Source organism: Streptomyces sp. SL06, assembly GCF_058244745.1.
In genome coordinates this window covers 6056364-6071121 of sequence record NZ_JBSYOT010000002.1, presented here as the reverse complement: position 1 = coordinate 6071121, position 14758 = coordinate 6056364, and the positions used below count along the sequence as shown (strand labels likewise).

The following is a 14758-nucleotide window of genomic DNA, read 5'->3' as shown; positions in this document are numbered from 1 at the left end:
GGCGGTTCCGCCGGGTCGTTCGGGCCTGGTCGATGCTCGCACTCCCGGGTCGCGGAAGCGGCTGACCAGCGGCTGTGCGCTGTGAGTATGCCCGATCGGAGGCATGGAGTCACCAGTTAACGAGCGCTTACTTCGGGGAAGGGCCACGACCGGTGCCGGCGGACCGGATTCCGATGCCCGGGGGCCGAAAATGGTCCGAACCATTGACCTCACTGGTCTAGTCCTCCTACGGTGACGGACCGAACGCCTCACCGCGTTCATGCCAATCGGCGCGCGTTCCCTCTTCCCCCCACGAGGAGACACCCGATGCACGTCCCGCACCTCTCCCGTGTCCGCCCCGTGCGGGCACTCCTCGCCGCACTGTGTTCCGCCGCCCTCGGCGCGGGACTGCTGGCCGGCGCCGGCCCGGCCACGGCCGCGCCCGAGGCGCCCCCCGCTTCGGCCGCGGCCGGCTCCAAGGTCGTCGGTTACTTCACCGAATGGGGCACCTACGACCGCCAGTACTACGTCAAGAACATCGAGACCTCCGGTTCCGGCGCCGAACTCACCCACATCAACTACGCGTTCGGCAACGTCACCGGCGGCAGGTGCGCGATGGGCGACGCCTACGCGGCGACCGACCGCGCGTACACCGAGGCCGAGTCCGTCGACGGGGTCGCCGACACCTGGGACCAGCCGCTGCGCGGCAACTTCAACCAGCTGCTGAAGCTGAAGCAGAAGCACCCCGACCTCAAGATCCTTTGGTCCTTCGGCGGCTGGACCTGGTCCGGCGGCTTCACGGAGGCCGCACAGGACCCGGAGGCGTTCGCCCAGTCCTGCTACGACCTGGTCGAGAACTCGCAGTGGGCCGATGTCTTCGACGGCATCGACATCGACTGGGAGTACCCGGGCGCCTGCGGCCTGAGCTGCGACACCAGCGACCCGGACGCGTTCCCGAAGCTGATGAGCGCCCTGCGCGCCAAGTTCGGCTCCGAGAACCTGGTCACCGCGGCGATCCCGGCCGACGCGACGGCGGGCGGCAAGATCGACGCCGCCGACTACGCGGGCGCCGCCGAGTACGTCGACTGGTACAACCCGATGACGTACGACTTCTTCGGCGCCTGGGACACCACAGGACCGACCGCGCCGCACTCGCCGCTGACCTCCTACTCCGGTATCCCGTTGGAGGGTTACGACACGTCGGCGACGATCGCGAAGCTCAAGGGCCTCGGCGTCCCGTCCTCGAAGCTGCTGCTCGGCATCGGCTTCTACGGCCGCGGCTGGACCGGCGTCACCCAGTCGGAGCCCGGCGGCAGCGCGACCGGCCCGGCGAAGGGCACGTACGAGGACGGCATCGAGGACTACAAGGTGCTGAAGGGCAGTTGCCCGGCGACCGGCACGGTGGCGGGCACCGCGTACGCCAAGTGCGGGAGCGACTGGTGGAGTTACGACACTCCGCAGACCATCGCGACCAAGATGGCCTACAAGGACGAGCAGGGTCTGGGGGGCACGTTCCTCTGGGAGCTGAGTGGCGACACCGCGGACGGTGAGCTGATCCGGGCGATCGACTGACCCGATGCACGCGGGGACGTGGGGCGGAGGCCGACCGGGCCTCCGCCCCCTCGTCCTCCTCGTCCTGCGCCGTCGTGTCTTTCCTCGTCAGGTGTCCCGGCGGGCGGGGGCCGGGGCCGGGTAGGCGGGGTCCAGCTCCTCGATGGCGCGCAGGGTACCGCCGAGCGACCTCACCAGCAGGTCGCGCATGGTCTCGCGGGGCAGTGCGGGGCGGCCGATCCAGTCCAGGGTGGCGCCCTCGACGCTGCACACCCAGGCGAGCAGGCCCATGCGGGCCAGCGGTCCGATCTCTGAACGGCCGTACGCCCCTTCGGCGATGGTGGCGACGATGGCCTCGCGCACCCCGTCCCGGATGGCGTGCACCTCCGCGTCGAAGCCGACCCCGCCGCTGACGATCGTGCGGTAGGCGGCCTGGTTGTGCTCGGCGTAGCGCAGATAGCCGTCGATGGTGCGGTGGACGCGGTCCACCTGCGGCAGTTCGGTGCCGCGTGCGGCGGTGGTGACGAGATCGGCGACGGAGTCCTGGATGATCGCCAGGTAGTAGCCCCGTTTTGACTGGAAGTAGTAGTAGATCAGCCCCTTGGCGACATGCGCCTGGCGGGCGATGTCGTCCATCGAGAGCGCGTCGTACGACGTGTCGGCGAACAACCTCCGCCCGATGGCGATGAGTTCGGCGCGGCGTGCGAGCGAGCGCTCGGTGCCGCGCGCCCGGGGACGGGCGTCGGCACGCTGTTGACTGATATTCAATTTCGACCCTGGTCTCCTACGGGCAGCGGGACATCCGCAGTATGGCAGGTCGAAACGTGGGACAGGTCACTCGCGGATCACGTCATAGAAGACCCAGCTGCACCACGAGCATCGCGACCACCACGACGAGGGTCCAGCCCATGACGTGTTCGAGGATCTTCGGGCCGTCGTCCTTGGGTCCGCCGGTGCGGGCACGGGCTGCGGCGGCGGTGTGTGCGGTCATGGCATCTCGCTGATCTCGACGTTGGGCGGACTCCCCCGGCTCCCCTCCCGGTAACCCTGTCCACCTTGCCACCGTGAGCGGCTTTCGCGGCCGAGATGTCGGTCACAGCGGACGGCCCCCGGCGGTGCGCGGTGCGCGTCGCCGGGGGCCGTCGTCGTGGTGCGGGTCAGCGCACGCCCACCGCCGCGAGGGCCTTGCGCTGGCGGGGGTTCGGGTGGGCCGGGAAGTACAGGTAGCAGACGCCGCCGGTGCCGGAGGCGACCTTGCCCTCGGCGTTGTACCGCTTCGTCCTGAGCCAGATGTTCTCCCACTCGCGCCGCTGGTAGACGCGGCGCACGGCCTCGTTGTCGTCGGAGGCGGGGTCGTTGGCGATCACGTCGCCGTCGGCGGTGAAGCCGATCACGGTCATCAGGTGGCCCGAGGTGCCGTATCCCGCGCCCGTCAGCTCCTCCTTCAGGAAGGACTGGGACGTGATGGCCGGGATGCCCGCCGCGATCAGTGTCTCCAGGTCGGTGAGCGAACCGAGGCGGGTGACCACGCCCTGGAGGTCCTTGAAGGTGGCCGCGTAGGCGGCGTTGAAGGGCCAGTTGCCGCAGCCGTCGTACTGGTGGTCGTACGTGTACCTGGCGGCGTGGCAGACCTGTGGGTCGGCGTAGGAGGGGTCGACCCAGGCGAGCTGGTCCTCGGTGAGGCGACCGCCCCAGTACTCGACGATCATCTGCGAGGAGGTGGGGCTGCACCAGGCCTCGCCGCCGTTGTCGTACTCGGGGTACTGGCCCTTGTGGATCTCCTGCGAGTAGCGCGGGACACGCAGCTCCTGGGCGAGGCCCGGGGTGGAGGCCGGCACGGTGAAGCGGTCGGGGACGTCGGAGCCCATCGCGCCCAGCCGCCAGACGGTGGGTGTGGCCCTCGTGCCGGGGCGGCGGTGGAGGGTGAGCCTGAGCCGGCAGGAGGCGAGGCGCAGGCCCGTGGACGCGTCGTCGATGGCGAGGGTGTCCGTCCAGACGCTGCTCGTGCCGTCGCGCTGGCCGTCGACCGAGGTCCGCCTGATGTCCTGGTCGCCGTCGCCGGACGCCCAGCGGCCCATCACGTACCACGGTGTGTCCGTGCCGTCGGAGTAGGTGGCCTTGAGTTCGACCTGGATCCAGGTGCCGCTCGGGGTGTGCGCGTTCCAGGAGGCGATGATCTCCGTCGAGGGTACGGCGAGCCGGTGGACGGGCGAGGTCCAGGTCGCGTACTCCCAGGTGGCGGTGGTGTCGGTGTGCGGGTCGGTGTAGTCGGTGGTGCCCGCCGGGGCGCCGATCACCACACCGGGCCGGGTGCCCGCGACGGGGCGGGCCCCTCGGGCGCTGCCGCGCCGCCAGTCGCTGAACGTGGTCCAGGCGCAGTAGTCGGCCTGCCGGGCGGGGGCTCGGTCGGGGGCTCGGTCGGGATCCGCAGTGCCACCGCCGGCGCTCGGGTCCGGCGCGGCTTTGGCGGTGGCCGAGACCGCGCCGGCCGCCACGGCGGCGGTGACGGCCGCGGCCAGGACGGTTCTGCGGGACGGCTGTTCAGCTCTGCTCATGGGCGGAAGACCCCCAGGTGTCCGAGTCGGGCGGCTCCTTGCACGGTCGTGCGCCAACTATGGCCGCCGACGCCCGCTCCTGCCAGCACTTTCTGCCTGCGCCACGCCATGAATATTGGTGTGGACCAGTGGCGTGCGGGGTGGGTGGGGTTAGGCTTCGCGGGATCGGTGTTCTTCTCTTCGTTTGTCCAGGATGCGTCATCCACGACCTCGCAGCCCGGTTCCGCCGGCTTCCCCCTTCGTGCGGGCCCGTGCGCCTGGTCGGTGTGGACGGGCCCGCCGGTTCCGGGAAGTCCACGTTCGCCGGGCGGCTGGCGGCCCGGCTGGGCGGCGTGCCGGTGCTGCACCTCGACGACATCGCCAGTCACGGCGAACTCTTCGGCTGGACCGGCCGGCTGCTCACCCAGGTGATCGAGCCTCTGCGGCGCGGCGAGACGGCGCATTACGCCCCCTACGACTGGCGGGCCCGGCGTTTCGGAGCGCCGCGCCCGCTGCCGGCCGCGCCGGTGGTCCTGGTCGAGGGCGTCGGGGCCGGCCGGGCGGCACTGCGCCCGCACCTGGCCCGGCTGCTGTGGATGGAGCTGCCCCGCGAGGAGGCGTGGGCACGCGGCCGGGCGCGCGACGGAGCGGAGCAGCGGACGTTCTGGGACGGATGGATCCCGGCCGAGCGCCTGCACTTCGCCGACGACCCCTCGCGCCCCCACGCGCACCTTCTGGTGCGGGAGAGCGGGCCGGGTTACGAGGTGCTGCCGGGACCCGCGGGAACCGACTCCGAGTGCCGCTTTCTCACCCAGGGTGACTGACCTTCCGCAATGTGCTGAACTTGTGAAGATCGCGATCCGGCAACCGGGCAGCCGGCCCCAACTGCGCTTGACCCAGGGGCCGTACAGGTCTTACGTTCTGAATGTGCGGCCGTTCGAGGTCGCCGGCAGACGCGAAGCCCCCGGTTGTTCCCCCGTGATCGGGGGCTTCGTTCTGCCCTGAGCGCGTTTCCCGGCCGCCCGGCGGCGCCAACCGATCACGCTCGGTCACCGCCCCGTCGCGCGCCCCGCCCGCTCCCACCTCGTCGAACGACCCTCCCGGCACTCTTCGGAGGAAAGACCACCGCGGGTACGATGCCATCGGTGCGACCACGGGCGGTTGCCGCGCGCACCTGGCAACTCCGGTCCTCGGCACAGCCGTTGGCCGAGGCGGCCGACGGGCAGCGGCTCGGCGGCATACCGACGGGGGCACGGCAGGTGGGGGACGGGATGGACTTCGGCACGCAGGGCCCGCAGGCCCCGGCCGACCTCGCCTGGCTGCGCGGCGTGGACGCCTACACCATGGGGGCCTACCCACAGGCGGAGGAGGAGTTCCGCACCGCGGTGCGCGTGGATCCCGGGATGGCCGACGGCTGGCTGGGACTGCACGCGCTGCGCGTCGACACCACGAACGCGCTGCTGAAGATGTTCCGGCACCGCGAGCGCTTCGGCGAGCAGCGCTCCCGCCATCGCAGGACGCTCAACTCCTGGTACTGGCTGGGCTGGTGGGTGCAGCCCGTGCTGGAGAATCCCCGGGACCTGCTGCTGGCGCACGCCTCCCACTGGCTGGACGGCCGCCATGTCCCGGAGCTGGACCGGGCCCTGGCCGGGCTGCCGCCCGTGGACACCGACCCCCAGGTCCGCTTCCTGCACGCCTGCCGCGCCTACCTCGTCAAGGACTGGGAGCAGCTCGTCCGGCACACCGACCCGCTGCTCGGCGACCCCCTGCTGGGCATCGAGGCCGGTCTGTTCAGCGGCATGGCCCGGGTCCGCCTGGAGATGTACGGGCAGGCCGAGCCGCTGCTCTCGGCGGCCCTCATGCGCTGCCGCAGCGAGCAGCCGCAGCGCAAGGAGCTGCGCTACTGGCTGGCGCGGGCCCACGAGGGGACGGGCCGCAGCGCCGCGGCGCTCCCCCTGTACCGGGCCGTGCACCGTGTCGATCCCGCGTTCATGGACACCTCGGCCCGGCTGGCGGCGATCGCCGAGAGCGACGGCTACGACGACTCCACCGACCTCGCGGGACTCGCGCAGTCCGGACTGGGACCGGACGGCCTGGACGGGCTCGACCCGCTCTTCGGCACCGAGGAGCACGACCTCAAGCTCTCCGCGCCCGGTCCCCCGCCGGCCGCCCCGCTGCCCTCGCTGAGCGGATCGTCGGTGCGCGAGAGGACCAACGGACCGGACCCGACCCTGCCGACCGGACCCACCGACCCCGCGTTACTGGAGGAGGCGCTCGCCGAGCTGGAGCGCATGGTGGGGCTGGAGCCGGTGAAGCGGCAGGTCAAGGCCCTGTCGGCGCAGCTGAACATGGCGCGGCTGCGGGCCGGGCAGGGCCTCCCGGTGCAGCCGCCCAAACGTCACTTCGTCTTCTCCGGCCCCTCCGGCACCGGCAAGACCACCGTGGCGCGCATCCTGGGCCGGGTCTTCTACGCCCTCGGCCTGCTCGGCGGCGACCACCTCGTGGAGGCGCAGCGGGCCGACCTGGTCGGCGAGTACCTCGGCCAGACCGCCGTGAAGGCGAACGAGCTGATCGACTCGGCGCTCGGCGGCGTCCTCTTCGTCGACGAGGCGTACTCCCTGTCCAACACCGGTTACAACAAGGGCGACGCGTACGGCGACGAGGCGCTCCAGGTGCTGCTGAAGCGGGCCGAGGACAACCGCGACCACCTGGTGGTGATCCTGGCCGGCTATCCGGAGGGCATGGACCGGCTGCTGGGCGCCAACCCCGGGCTGTCCTCCCGCTTCACCACCCGCGTCGACTTCCCGTCGTACCGGCCGCTGGAACTCACCTCGATCGGTGAGGTCCTGGCGGCCGAGAACGGCGACGTGTGGGACGAGGAGGCGCTCGACGAGCTGCGGTCGATCGCCGGGCACGTGGTGGACCAGGGGTGGATCGACGAGTTGGGCAACGGGCGGTTCCTGCGGACGCTGTACGAGAAGAGCTGTGCGTACCGGGATCTGCGGTTGTCGGTGTATCCGGGGGTGCTGACCCGGGACGACCTGGCGACGTTGCGGCTGCCGGACCTGATGCAGGCGTACGGCGAGGTCCTGTCGGGCCGCGGGCCGCAGGATCCTCCGGGCCTGTGAGGGCCCGGCACCGCCCGCGGCCGGGATCACGTCGCCAGGGTCACCTCCCGGTGGGCCGGGTCCCTGACCTCGCCGACCAGTAGTTCCAGCACGTCCTCCAGGGCGACCAGGCCCAGTACCTTCCCGGACGCGTCCGTGACCTGGGCCAGGTGGGTCGCGGCCCGGCGCATCACCGTGAGGGCGTCGTCCAGGGGCAGTTCGGGGCGCAGCGTCGTCATCGGGCGCCACAGGTGCTGCGGGACGGCCCGGTCGGACTCCTCCAGGTCGAGGACGTCCTTGACGTGGAGGTAGCCCATGAAGGCGCCCTGCCCGGCCGCGACCGGGAAGCGCGAGTACCCGGTGCGGGCGGTGAGGGCGACGATCTCCCCCGGTGTGACCGAGGGGCTGACCGTCACGAGGCAGTCGCGCCCGAGGAGCACGTCCGTCACCGGGCGGGAGCCCAGTTCCAGGGCGTCCTCCAGGCGTTCCTGCTCCTCCGGGTCGAGGAGGCCGGCCTGACCGGCGTCCTCCACCAGCCGGTTGAGCTGTTCACTGGTGAAGACGGCCTCGACCTCGTCCTTCGGCTCGACGTGGAACAGCCGGAGGATGCCCTGCGCGCAGGCGCCGAGTGCGGCGGTGATCGGCCTGCACAGGCGGGCGAAGGCGACCAGCCCGGGGCTGAGCCACAGCGCGGCCTTCTCGGGCGCGGCCATGGCGAGGTTCTTCGGGACCATCTCGCCGATGACGAGGTGGCAGAAGACCACGGCGGCCAGCGCGATCACATAGCCGAGCGGGTGGATGACGCCGTGCGGCAGCCGGACCCACTCGAAGACCGGCTCCAGGAGGTGGGCGACGGTCGGCTCGGCGACCGCGCCGAGCGTCAGCGAGCAGACGGTGATGCCGAACTGGGCGGCGGCCATCATCTGCGGCAGCCGCTCCAGGCCGTACAGCACCTGGCGGGCGCGGGCGGTGCCGAGCGGCTCGACCTGGCTGCGGCGCACGGAGACGAGTGCGAACTCGGCGCCGACGAAGAAGCCGTTGGCGAGCACGAGCAGCGCGGCGAACAGGAGTTGCAGGACACTCATCGGGCGGCCTCCAGCACGGAGACCGGCGCCGTCCGCACCAGTCGTATCCGTTCGGCGCGGTAGTGGCCGACCTGGCGCACGGAGAGCCGCCAGCCGGGCAGCTCCGCCCGGTCGCCGACGGCCGGGATGCGGCCGAGCAGGTCGGCGACCAGTCCGGCCACGGTCTCGTACGGTCCCTCGGGCGCCTGGAGGCCGATGCGCCGCAGGGCGTCGACCCGGCAACTGCCCTCGACGTCCCAGGCGGGGCGGCCCTCCTCGGGCGGGGCGGGGGCGAGTTCGGGCACGTCCAGGCCGTCGTGTTCGTCGCGGACCTCGCCGACGATCTCCTCGACGATGTCCTCCAGGGTGACGACGCCGGCCGTGCCGCCGTACTCGTCGACGACGACCGCGATGGGCTGCTCGCTGCGCAGGCGGGTGAGCAGCGGTCGTACGGGCAGGGTCTCGGGGACGAGCAGCGCGGGGCGGGCGATCCGGCCGACGGGGGTGCGCAGCCGGTCGTTCGCGGGGACCGCGAGGGCGTCCTTGAGGTGGACCATGCCGACGATCTCGTCGATCTTCTCCCGGTAGACGGGGAAGCGGGACAGACCGGTGGCGCGGGTCAGGTTGACCACGTCCTCGGCGGTGGCCGAGGAGTGCAGGGCGCTGACCTTCACGCGCGGGGTCATGACGTGCTGCGTGGTCAGTTCGCCCAGCGACAGGGTCCGTACGAAGAGGTCGGCGGTGTCCTGTTCCAGGGCGCCGGCGCGGGCGGAGTGCCGGGCCAGGGAGACCAGTTCGCCGGGGGTGCGGGCGGAGGCCAGTTCTTCGGCGGGTTCGATGCCCAGTGCCCGCACCAGGCGGTTGGCCACGGCGTTCAGCGCGGCGATCACCGGGTGGAACAGCCGGGCGAAGGCGTGCTGCGGGCCCGCGACGAAGCGCGCGACCTGGAGGGGCTTGGACACCGCCCAGTTCTTGGGCACCAGTTCGCCGATCACCATCTGCACCGCCGAGGCCAGCAGCATGCCGACGACGACGGACACACCGGAAACGGCTCCGTCGGGAACGCCGACCGCCGCGAACGGGCCGTCCAGGAGCTGGGCGAGCGCCGGTTCGGCGAGCATGCCGACGACGAGGGAGGTGATGGTGATGCCCAGCTGGGTGCCGGAGAGCTGGAAGGACAGCTCCTTGAGGGACTCGACGACGCGCCGGGCGCGCCGGTCGCCGTCGGCGGCGGCCTGCTCGGCGTCCTGTCGTTCGACGGTCACCAGGCCGAACTCGGCCGCGACGAAGAAGCCGTTGGCGAGGATCAGCAGGAGCGCGGCTGCCAGGAGCAGCAGGGGGATGGTCATGATGCCGCCGCCTGTGGGGTGTCACAGCAAGGGGCGGCGCAGGTACTGCAGGACGATCCGTCCATCGCCGGAGGGAGTCACTCCTCGGGTAGCAGGAAGCCCCGCGCACCGGGCGGAGCGACAGGGCGCGGACGCGAGGGCCGCGTCAGCGTTCCCAGATTAATCACGAAAAGGGTGCCCGCGGCAGGGGCGATGGCCCCGTGCCGTCCCCGGCAGGTCCCGGAGACGGACATCGGGGCGCTTTCGGTCAGGGGCGCGAGACCTCGGGGCCCGCGCCGGAGCGGGCCTCGACGAGGGCACGCAGGACGCGCGCGTCGGCGATGGCGTGCTGCCTGGCGATGCCCGGCTGGATGCCGAGCGCGGGCAGGCTGGTGCCGTCGCTGAGGTCGAGGAACACCCAGGGGTCGCCGTGGCGGAGGTTGACCCGGAGGATCTCGGGCCAGGCCAGGTGCCGACGGGTGGTGAGGTTGACGACGGTGACGCCCGTCTCGTCGGCGACGACCCGGGGCCGGGCCAGCAGGAGGAGCACGCCGGCCAGGGCGAGGGCGGTGGCCACGAAGCTGAGGCGTTCCCCGGTGCCGAGGCCGCTCAGCAGCATCCCGACCGCCGTGATGGTCACGAAGGTGACGACGGCGAGGCCGGTCAGGACGGCCCGGGTGCGGCCGGGCCGGAGGGTGACGGGCAGGGCGGGCGGGTCCGGCGTGGTCTCTGGCATGGCGTCGCTCCGGGTGGTGCTCACAGACGGCAGGCGTGGATGGCCGTGGTCAGGATGGCCCGAGCGCCGATGTCGTACAGGTCGTCCATGATCCGCTGGGCCTCCTTGGCCGGGACCATCGCGCGGACGGCGACCCAGCCCTCGTTGTGCAGCGGGGAGACGGTCGGCGACTCCAGGCCGGGGGTGAGCGCCACGGCCTTCTCCAACTGCTCGACACGGCAGTCGTAGTCCATCATCACGTAGGTGCGGGCCACCAGGACGCCCTGGAGGCGGCGCAGGAACTGCTGGACCTTGGGCTCGGTGGTCGCGTCGGGCTCCGCGCCGGAGCGGCGGATCACGATGGCCTCGGACTTCGTGATGGGCTCGCCGAAGACCTCCAGGCCCGCGTTGCGCAGGGAGGTCCCGGTCTCGACGATGTCCGCGATGACCTCGGCGACGCCGAGTTCGATGGCGGTCTCGACGGCGCCGTCGAGGTGTACGACGGAGGCGTCGACGCCCTGGTCGGCCAGGTGTCCGGCGACGATGCCCTCGTAGGAGGTGGCGACCGTCCTGCCCTTGAGGTCCTCGACGCCCCGCGCGGTGCCCGGCTTGGCGGCGAAGCGGAAGGTGGAGCGGGCGAAGCCGAGCGGGAGGATCTCCTCGGCGTCGGCGCCGGAGTCGATCAGCAGGTCGCGGCCGGTGATGCCGATGTCGAGCCTGCCGGAGGAGACGTAGATCGCGATGTCGCGGGGGCGCAGGTAGAAGAACTCGACCTCGTTCGCCGGGTCGACGATCCGCAGTTCCTTGGCCTCGCGGCGCTGCTGGTAGCCGGCCTCATGCAGCATCTCCCCCGCGGGGCCTGACAGGGAACCCTTGTTGGGGACGGCGATGCGCAGCATGAGGTCGGCTTCCTTTGCGTGAAGGGGTGCGTGAAGGGGGGTGAGGGGAAAGCTGGGCTCTGTACGAGCCGTTCTCTACAGGTGGGCGTAGACGTTGTCCAGGGAGATGCCGCGGGCGACCATCATCACCTGGACGTGGTAGAGCAGCTGCGAGATCTCCTCGGCGGCGGCGTCCTTGCCCTCGTGCTCCGCGGCCATCCAGACCTCCGCGGCCTCCTCGACGACCTTCTTGCCGATGGCATGGACGCCCTTGTCGACCAGTTCGGCGGTGCGGGAGGTGGCGGGATCGCCGTTGGCGGCCTTGTGCTGGAGCTCGGTGAACAGCTCCTCGAACGTCTTCTTGGACATGGTGGGCCCCACTTTACGCGTGTGCCGGGCGGGCTAGCGCCACGGTTCGGATACTGAGCGAAGCGTGGCCGCGGTGGCGACGGCCGCGGTCACCGCCTCGTGCCCCTTGTCCTCGCGGGAGCCCTCCAGTCCGGCCCGGTCGAGGGCCTGTTCCTCGGTGTCGCAGGTGAGGACGCCGAAGCCGATGGGGACGCCGGTCTCGACGGAGACCTGGGTGAGGCCCTGGGTGACGCCCTGGCACACGTAGTCGAAGTGGGGGGTGCCGCCGCGGATGACGACGCCGAGGGCGACGATCGCGTCGTAGCCGCGGCCCGCGAGGGCCTTGGCGACCACCGGCAGCTCGAAGCTGCCGGGGACCCGGAGCAGGGTCGGCTCGTCGATGCCCAGTTCACGCAGGGCGCGCAGGGCGCCGTCCACCAGTGCGTCCATCACCTTGTCGTGCCACTGCGCCGCGACGACGGCGACCCTGAGATCGCCCACATTGCGTACGGACAGTTCCGGTGCGCCCTTGCCGCTCACGTCTCTCCTCGAATCCCTTGCCCGCTGGGCTTGCTGTACTTGCCGGCCTACTGGTTGCCGCAGGTGGACACGGGGGTCGTGTCCAGCCAGGGCAGGTCGTGTCCCATCCGGTCCCGCTTGGTGCGCAGGTAGCGGAGGTTGTGCTCGCCGGCCTGGACGGGCATCGGCTCGCGGCCAATGACCTCGATGCCGTGCCGGACGAGCGCGTCGCTCTTGTCGGGGTTGTTGGTCATGAGGCGTACGGTCCGCACGCCGAGGTCGGTGAGGATCTGGGCGCCGGCGCCGTAGTCGCGGGCGTCGGCGGGCAGGCCGAGTTCCAGGTTGGCGTCGAGGGTGTCCCGGCCCCGCTCCTGGAGTTCGTAGGCGCGCAGCTTGGACATCAGGCCGATGCCGCGTCCCTCGTGGCCGCGCAGGTAGACCACGACTCCCCTGCCCTCGGCCTGGACGCGGTCGAGGGAGGCGTCCAGTTGCGGCCCGCAGTCGCAGCGCTGGGAGCCGAAGACGTCGCCGGTGAGGCACTCGGAGTGGACGCGCACCAGGACGTTGGTGCCGTCGCCGATGTCGCCGTGCACGAGGGCGACGTGCTCGACGCCGTCGGCGGTGGAGCGGTAGCCGTACGCCGTGAACTCGCCGTGCCGGGTGGGCAGCCGGACCACGGCCTCGCGGCGGACGGTGGGCTCCTCGGCGCGGCGGTGGGCGACGAGGTCCTCGATGGAGATGATCGTCAGGCCGTGCTTGCGGGCGAACGGGATCAGCTCGGGCAGCCGCAGCATGCGGCCGTCCTCGCCGGCGATCTCGACGATGGCGCCGGCCGGGCGCAGGCCGGCGAGGCGGGCCAGGTCCACGGCGGCCTCGGTGTGGCCGTCGCGCACGAGCACGCCGCCGGGGCGGGCGCGCAGCGGGAAGACGTGGCCGGGGCGGACCAGGTCGGTGGGTTCGGCGGTGCCGCCCGCCAGGAGCCGCAGGGTGGTGGCGCGGTCGGCGGCCGAGATGCCGGTGCTCACGCCGTGGGCGGCGGTGGCGTCCACGGAGACGGTGAAGGCGGTCTTCATCGACTCGGTGTTGTCGTCGACCATCTGCGGGAGCCGGAGCCGGTCCAGTTCGTCGCCCTCCATGGGGGCGCAGATCAGACCGCGGCACTCGCTCATCATGAAGGCGACGATCTCCTCGGTCGCCTTCTCGGCGGCGATGACGAGATCGCCCTCGTTCTCGCGGTTCTCGTCGTCGACGACCACGACCGGGCGGCCGGCGGCGATGTCGGCGACGGCCTGTTCGACGGGGTCGAGGGTGAGGTCGTCGATGCCGTCGGAGCTGTAGAGGATGGGTGCCGTGCTCATGCGGGCGCTCCTTCCAGGACGGGCCGCGTCGCCTCGCGGGAGCGCAGCCACCAGTCGCGCAGGCCCCACAGGACGAGCGCGCCGTAGAGGACGTAGACGAAACCGGAGAAGGCGAAGCCGTTGGCGAAGTTCAGCGGGACGCCGACCAGGTCGACCAGCAGCCAGGCGAACCAGAACTCGACCATGCCGCGCGCCTGGGCGTACATGGCGACGACGGTGCCGACGAAGATGTACGCGTCCGGCCAGGGGTCCCAGGACAGGGTGGGGAAGGCGGTGAACAGGCCGCCGACCGCGAGGGTGCCGAGGGCGGCGGCGCCGAGCAGGACGCCGCGTTCGCGCCAGGTGGCGAACCGGACGGCGATGGTGCCGTCCTGGGTCTGCCGCCGCCCGCGGTTCCACTGCCAAAAGCCCCAGGCGGCGACCACCATGACGACGATCTGCTTGCCGGCGCTGCCGGAGAGGTGGGCGGTGGAGAAGGCGGCGAAGAGGACCAGCCCGGAGACAAACTGGACGGGCCAGGTCCAGATCGAGCGGCGCCAGCCGAGTGCGAGGCCGAGCAGGCCGATCACGTTGCCGGTCATGTCCGACCACTTGATGTGCTGGTCGAAGAGCGTGAACGCCTCGGAGTTGAGCCAGTTCACCTGCTGCCCCCCTGGACGGTGAGGAGCCGCTCGACGTACTTGGCGATGATGTCCACCTCGAGGTTGACCGGGTCGCCGGGCTGTTTGAGGCCGAGGGTGGTCAGGGCGAGGGTGGTGGGGATGAGGCTGACGGTGAAGAAGTCGGGGCCGGCGTCGACGACGGTGAGGCTGATGCCGTCGACGGTGACGGAGCCCTTCTCCACGACGTAGCGGGCGAGTTCGGCGGGCAGGGAGATCCTGACGAGTTCCCAGTGCTCGGAGGGCTCGCGCTCCAGGATCTCGCCGGTGCCGTCGACGTGCCCCTGCACGATGTGGCCGCCGAGGCGGGCGCCGACTGCGGTGGGGCGTTCCAGGTTGACGCGGGAGCCGACGGTGAGGGCGCCCAGGCTGGAGCGGTTGAGGGTCTCGGCCATCACGTCGGCGGTGAACTCGTCTCCCTCGTGGTCGACGACGGTGAGGCAGACGCCGTTGACGGCGATGGAGTCGCCGTGCCGTGCCCCTTCGGTGACCGCGGGGCCGCGCAGGCGGAAGCGACAGGCGTCGTCGAGGGTCTCGACAGCGGTGACCTCGCCCAGCTCTTCGACGATTCCGGTGAACACTTCCCGGGTCCTCCTGCCTCTTCGGGCACGGACTCCGGGGCTGTCGAGAGCGACAGAACTCACGGACGAGGCTCCGGGGGGCGACGCCGGACGGGCCCTGCCCGCGAGGGGCGAGCCCAGAAATCGGCGGCGCGCAC

At 71.6% G+C, this 14758-nt stretch carries 15 protein-coding genes; 3 read left to right on the top strand and 12 right to left on the bottom strand.

Going from position 1 to position 14758, the window contains the following annotated elements; translation table 11 throughout:
- Nucleotides 1-306: 306 nt before the first annotated feature.
- Nucleotides 307-1551, top strand: coding sequence for a glycoside hydrolase family 18 protein (locus AC4IHM_RS27895; RefSeq protein ID WP_490869727.1), 1245 nt, complete (start codon nt 307-309; stop codon nt 1549-1551).
- A gap of 87 nt (nt 1552-1638) precedes the next feature.
- On the opposite strand, the gene AC4IHM_RS27890 is transcribed toward AC4IHM_RS27895, so the two are convergent.
- From AC4IHM_RS27890 to AC4IHM_RS27880, 3 genes are all read right to left on the bottom strand, one after another.
- A complete protein-coding gene (locus AC4IHM_RS27890) occupies nt 1639-2298 on the bottom strand; it encodes a TetR/AcrR family transcriptional regulator (protein ID WP_490869726.1) in 660 nt (219 codons plus the stop codon).
- An 82-nt stretch (nt 2299-2380) separates the two neighbouring features.
- Nucleotides 2381-2521 (bottom strand): SCO1431 family membrane protein, encoded by a 141-nt coding sequence (locus tag AC4IHM_RS27885; protein ID WP_490869725.1) that lies wholly within the window; start codon nt 2519-2521, stop codon nt 2381-2383.
- Nucleotides 2522-2687: 166 nt separating this feature from the next.
- The gene (locus AC4IHM_RS27880) at nt 2688-4085 is read right to left on the bottom strand and encodes a C39 family peptidase (protein WP_490869724.1); all 1398 of its coding nucleotides are present in this window, start codon (nt 4083-4085) and stop codon (nt 2688-2690) included.
- Between the two features lie 200 nt (nt 4086-4285).
- Between AC4IHM_RS27880 and AC4IHM_RS27875 the strand changes: the two genes are divergently transcribed.
- Nucleotides 4286-4888: a uridine kinase family protein gene (locus tag AC4IHM_RS27875; protein WP_490870962.1), complete on the top strand. Its 603-nt coding sequence runs from the start codon at nt 4286-4288 to the stop codon at nt 4886-4888.
- 447 nt (nt 4889-5335) lie between these two features.
- Nucleotides 5336-7192 (top strand): AAA family ATPase, encoded by a 1857-nt coding sequence (locus tag AC4IHM_RS27870; RefSeq protein ID WP_490870961.1) that lies wholly within the window; start codon nt 5336-5338, stop codon nt 7190-7192.
- Between the two features lie 26 nt (nt 7193-7218).
- Here AC4IHM_RS27870 and AC4IHM_RS27865 read toward each other — a convergent pair whose 3' ends face one another.
- The 9 genes from AC4IHM_RS27865 to AC4IHM_RS27825 all read right to left on the bottom strand — a co-directional run bounded on the left by AC4IHM_RS27865 (nt 7219) and on the right by AC4IHM_RS27825 (nt 14621).
- Complete coding sequence (locus AC4IHM_RS27865; RefSeq protein ID WP_490869723.1) at nt 7219-8256, bottom strand: hemolysin family protein; 1038 nt, start codon at nt 8254-8256, stop codon at nt 7219-7221.
- Nucleotides 8253-9584: a hemolysin family protein gene (locus AC4IHM_RS27860; RefSeq protein ID WP_490869722.1), complete on the bottom strand. Its 1332-nt coding sequence runs from the start codon at nt 9582-9584 to the stop codon at nt 8253-8255. Before AC4IHM_RS27860 ends, AC4IHM_RS27865 begins: the two co-directional genes overlap by 4 nt.
- A gap of 247 nt (nt 9585-9831) precedes the next feature.
- On the bottom strand, nt 9832-10299 hold the full coding sequence (locus tag AC4IHM_RS27855; protein ID WP_490869721.1) for a PH domain-containing protein: 468 nt from the start codon (nt 10297-10299) through the stop codon (nt 9832-9834).
- Nucleotides 10300-10319: 20 nt separating this feature from the next.
- Complete coding sequence (gene hisG / locus AC4IHM_RS27850; RefSeq protein ID WP_490869720.1) at nt 10320-11177, bottom strand: ATP phosphoribosyltransferase; 858 nt, start codon at nt 11175-11177, stop codon at nt 10320-10322.
- A gap of 75 nt (nt 11178-11252) precedes the next feature.
- Nucleotides 11253-11525: a phosphoribosyl-ATP diphosphatase gene (locus AC4IHM_RS27845; protein WP_490869719.1), complete on the bottom strand. Its 273-nt coding sequence runs from the start codon at nt 11523-11525 to the stop codon at nt 11253-11255.
- A 33-nt stretch (nt 11526-11558) separates the two neighbouring features.
- Nucleotides 11559-12044 carry a 6,7-dimethyl-8-ribityllumazine synthase gene (gene ribH / locus AC4IHM_RS27840; RefSeq protein WP_490869718.1) on the bottom strand — a complete coding sequence of 162 codons (486 nt, stop codon included), beginning with the start codon at nt 12042-12044 and terminating at the stop codon, nt 11559-11561.
- 47 nt (nt 12045-12091) lie between these two features.
- Complete coding sequence (locus tag AC4IHM_RS27835) at nt 12092-13381, bottom strand: bifunctional 3,4-dihydroxy-2-butanone-4-phosphate synthase/GTP cyclohydrolase II (RefSeq protein WP_490869717.1); 1290 nt, start codon at nt 13379-13381, stop codon at nt 12092-12094.
- Nucleotides 13378-14022: a nicotinamide mononucleotide transporter family protein gene (locus tag AC4IHM_RS27830; protein WP_490869716.1), complete on the bottom strand. Its 645-nt coding sequence runs from the start codon at nt 14020-14022 to the stop codon at nt 13378-13380. Before AC4IHM_RS27830 ends, AC4IHM_RS27835 begins: the two co-directional genes overlap by 4 nt.
- On the bottom strand, nt 14019-14621 hold the full coding sequence (locus AC4IHM_RS27825; protein ID WP_490869715.1) for a riboflavin synthase: 603 nt from the start codon (nt 14619-14621) through the stop codon (nt 14019-14021). The genes AC4IHM_RS27830 and AC4IHM_RS27825 overlap by 4 nt, the downstream gene beginning before the upstream one ends.
- Nucleotides 14622-14758 lie beyond the last annotated feature (137 nt).

Bases quoted from the DNA above. Each gene is read 5' to 3' on its own strand.
- AC4IHM_RS27895 (WP_490869727.1), top strand. From the start codon at position 307: ATGCACGTCCCGCACCTCTCCCGTGTCCGCCCCGTGCGGGCACTCCTC.
- AC4IHM_RS27885 (WP_490869725.1), bottom strand. From the start codon at position 2,521: ATGACCGCACACACCGCCGCCGCAGCCCGTGCCCGCACCGGCGGACCC.
- AC4IHM_RS27880 (WP_490869724.1), bottom strand. From the start codon at position 4,085: ATGAGCAGAGCTGAACAGCCGTCCCGCAGAACCGTCCTGGCCGCGGCC.
- AC4IHM_RS27870 (WP_490870961.1), top strand. From the start codon at position 5,336: ATGGACTTCGGCACGCAGGGCCCGCAGGCCCCGGCCGACCTCGCCTGG.
- AC4IHM_RS27865 (WP_490869723.1), bottom strand. From the start codon at position 8,256: ATGAGTGTCCTGCAACTCCTGTTCGCCGCGCTGCTCGTGCTCGCCAAC.
- AC4IHM_RS27860 (WP_490869722.1), bottom strand. From the start codon at position 9,584: ATGACCATCCCCCTGCTGCTCCTGGCAGCCGCGCTCCTGCTGATCCTC.
- AC4IHM_RS27855 (WP_490869721.1), bottom strand. From the start codon at position 10,299: ATGCCAGAGACCACGCCGGACCCGCCCGCCCTGCCCGTCACCCTCCGG.
- hisG (WP_490869720.1), bottom strand. From the start codon at position 11,177: ATGCTGCGCATCGCCGTCCCCAACAAGGGTTCCCTGTCAGGCCCCGCG.
- AC4IHM_RS27845 (WP_490869719.1), bottom strand. From the start codon at position 11,525: ATGTCCAAGAAGACGTTCGAGGAGCTGTTCACCGAGCTCCAGCACAAG.
- AC4IHM_RS27835 (WP_490869717.1), bottom strand. From the start codon at position 13,381: ATGAGCACGGCACCCATCCTCTACAGCTCCGACGGCATCGACGACCTC.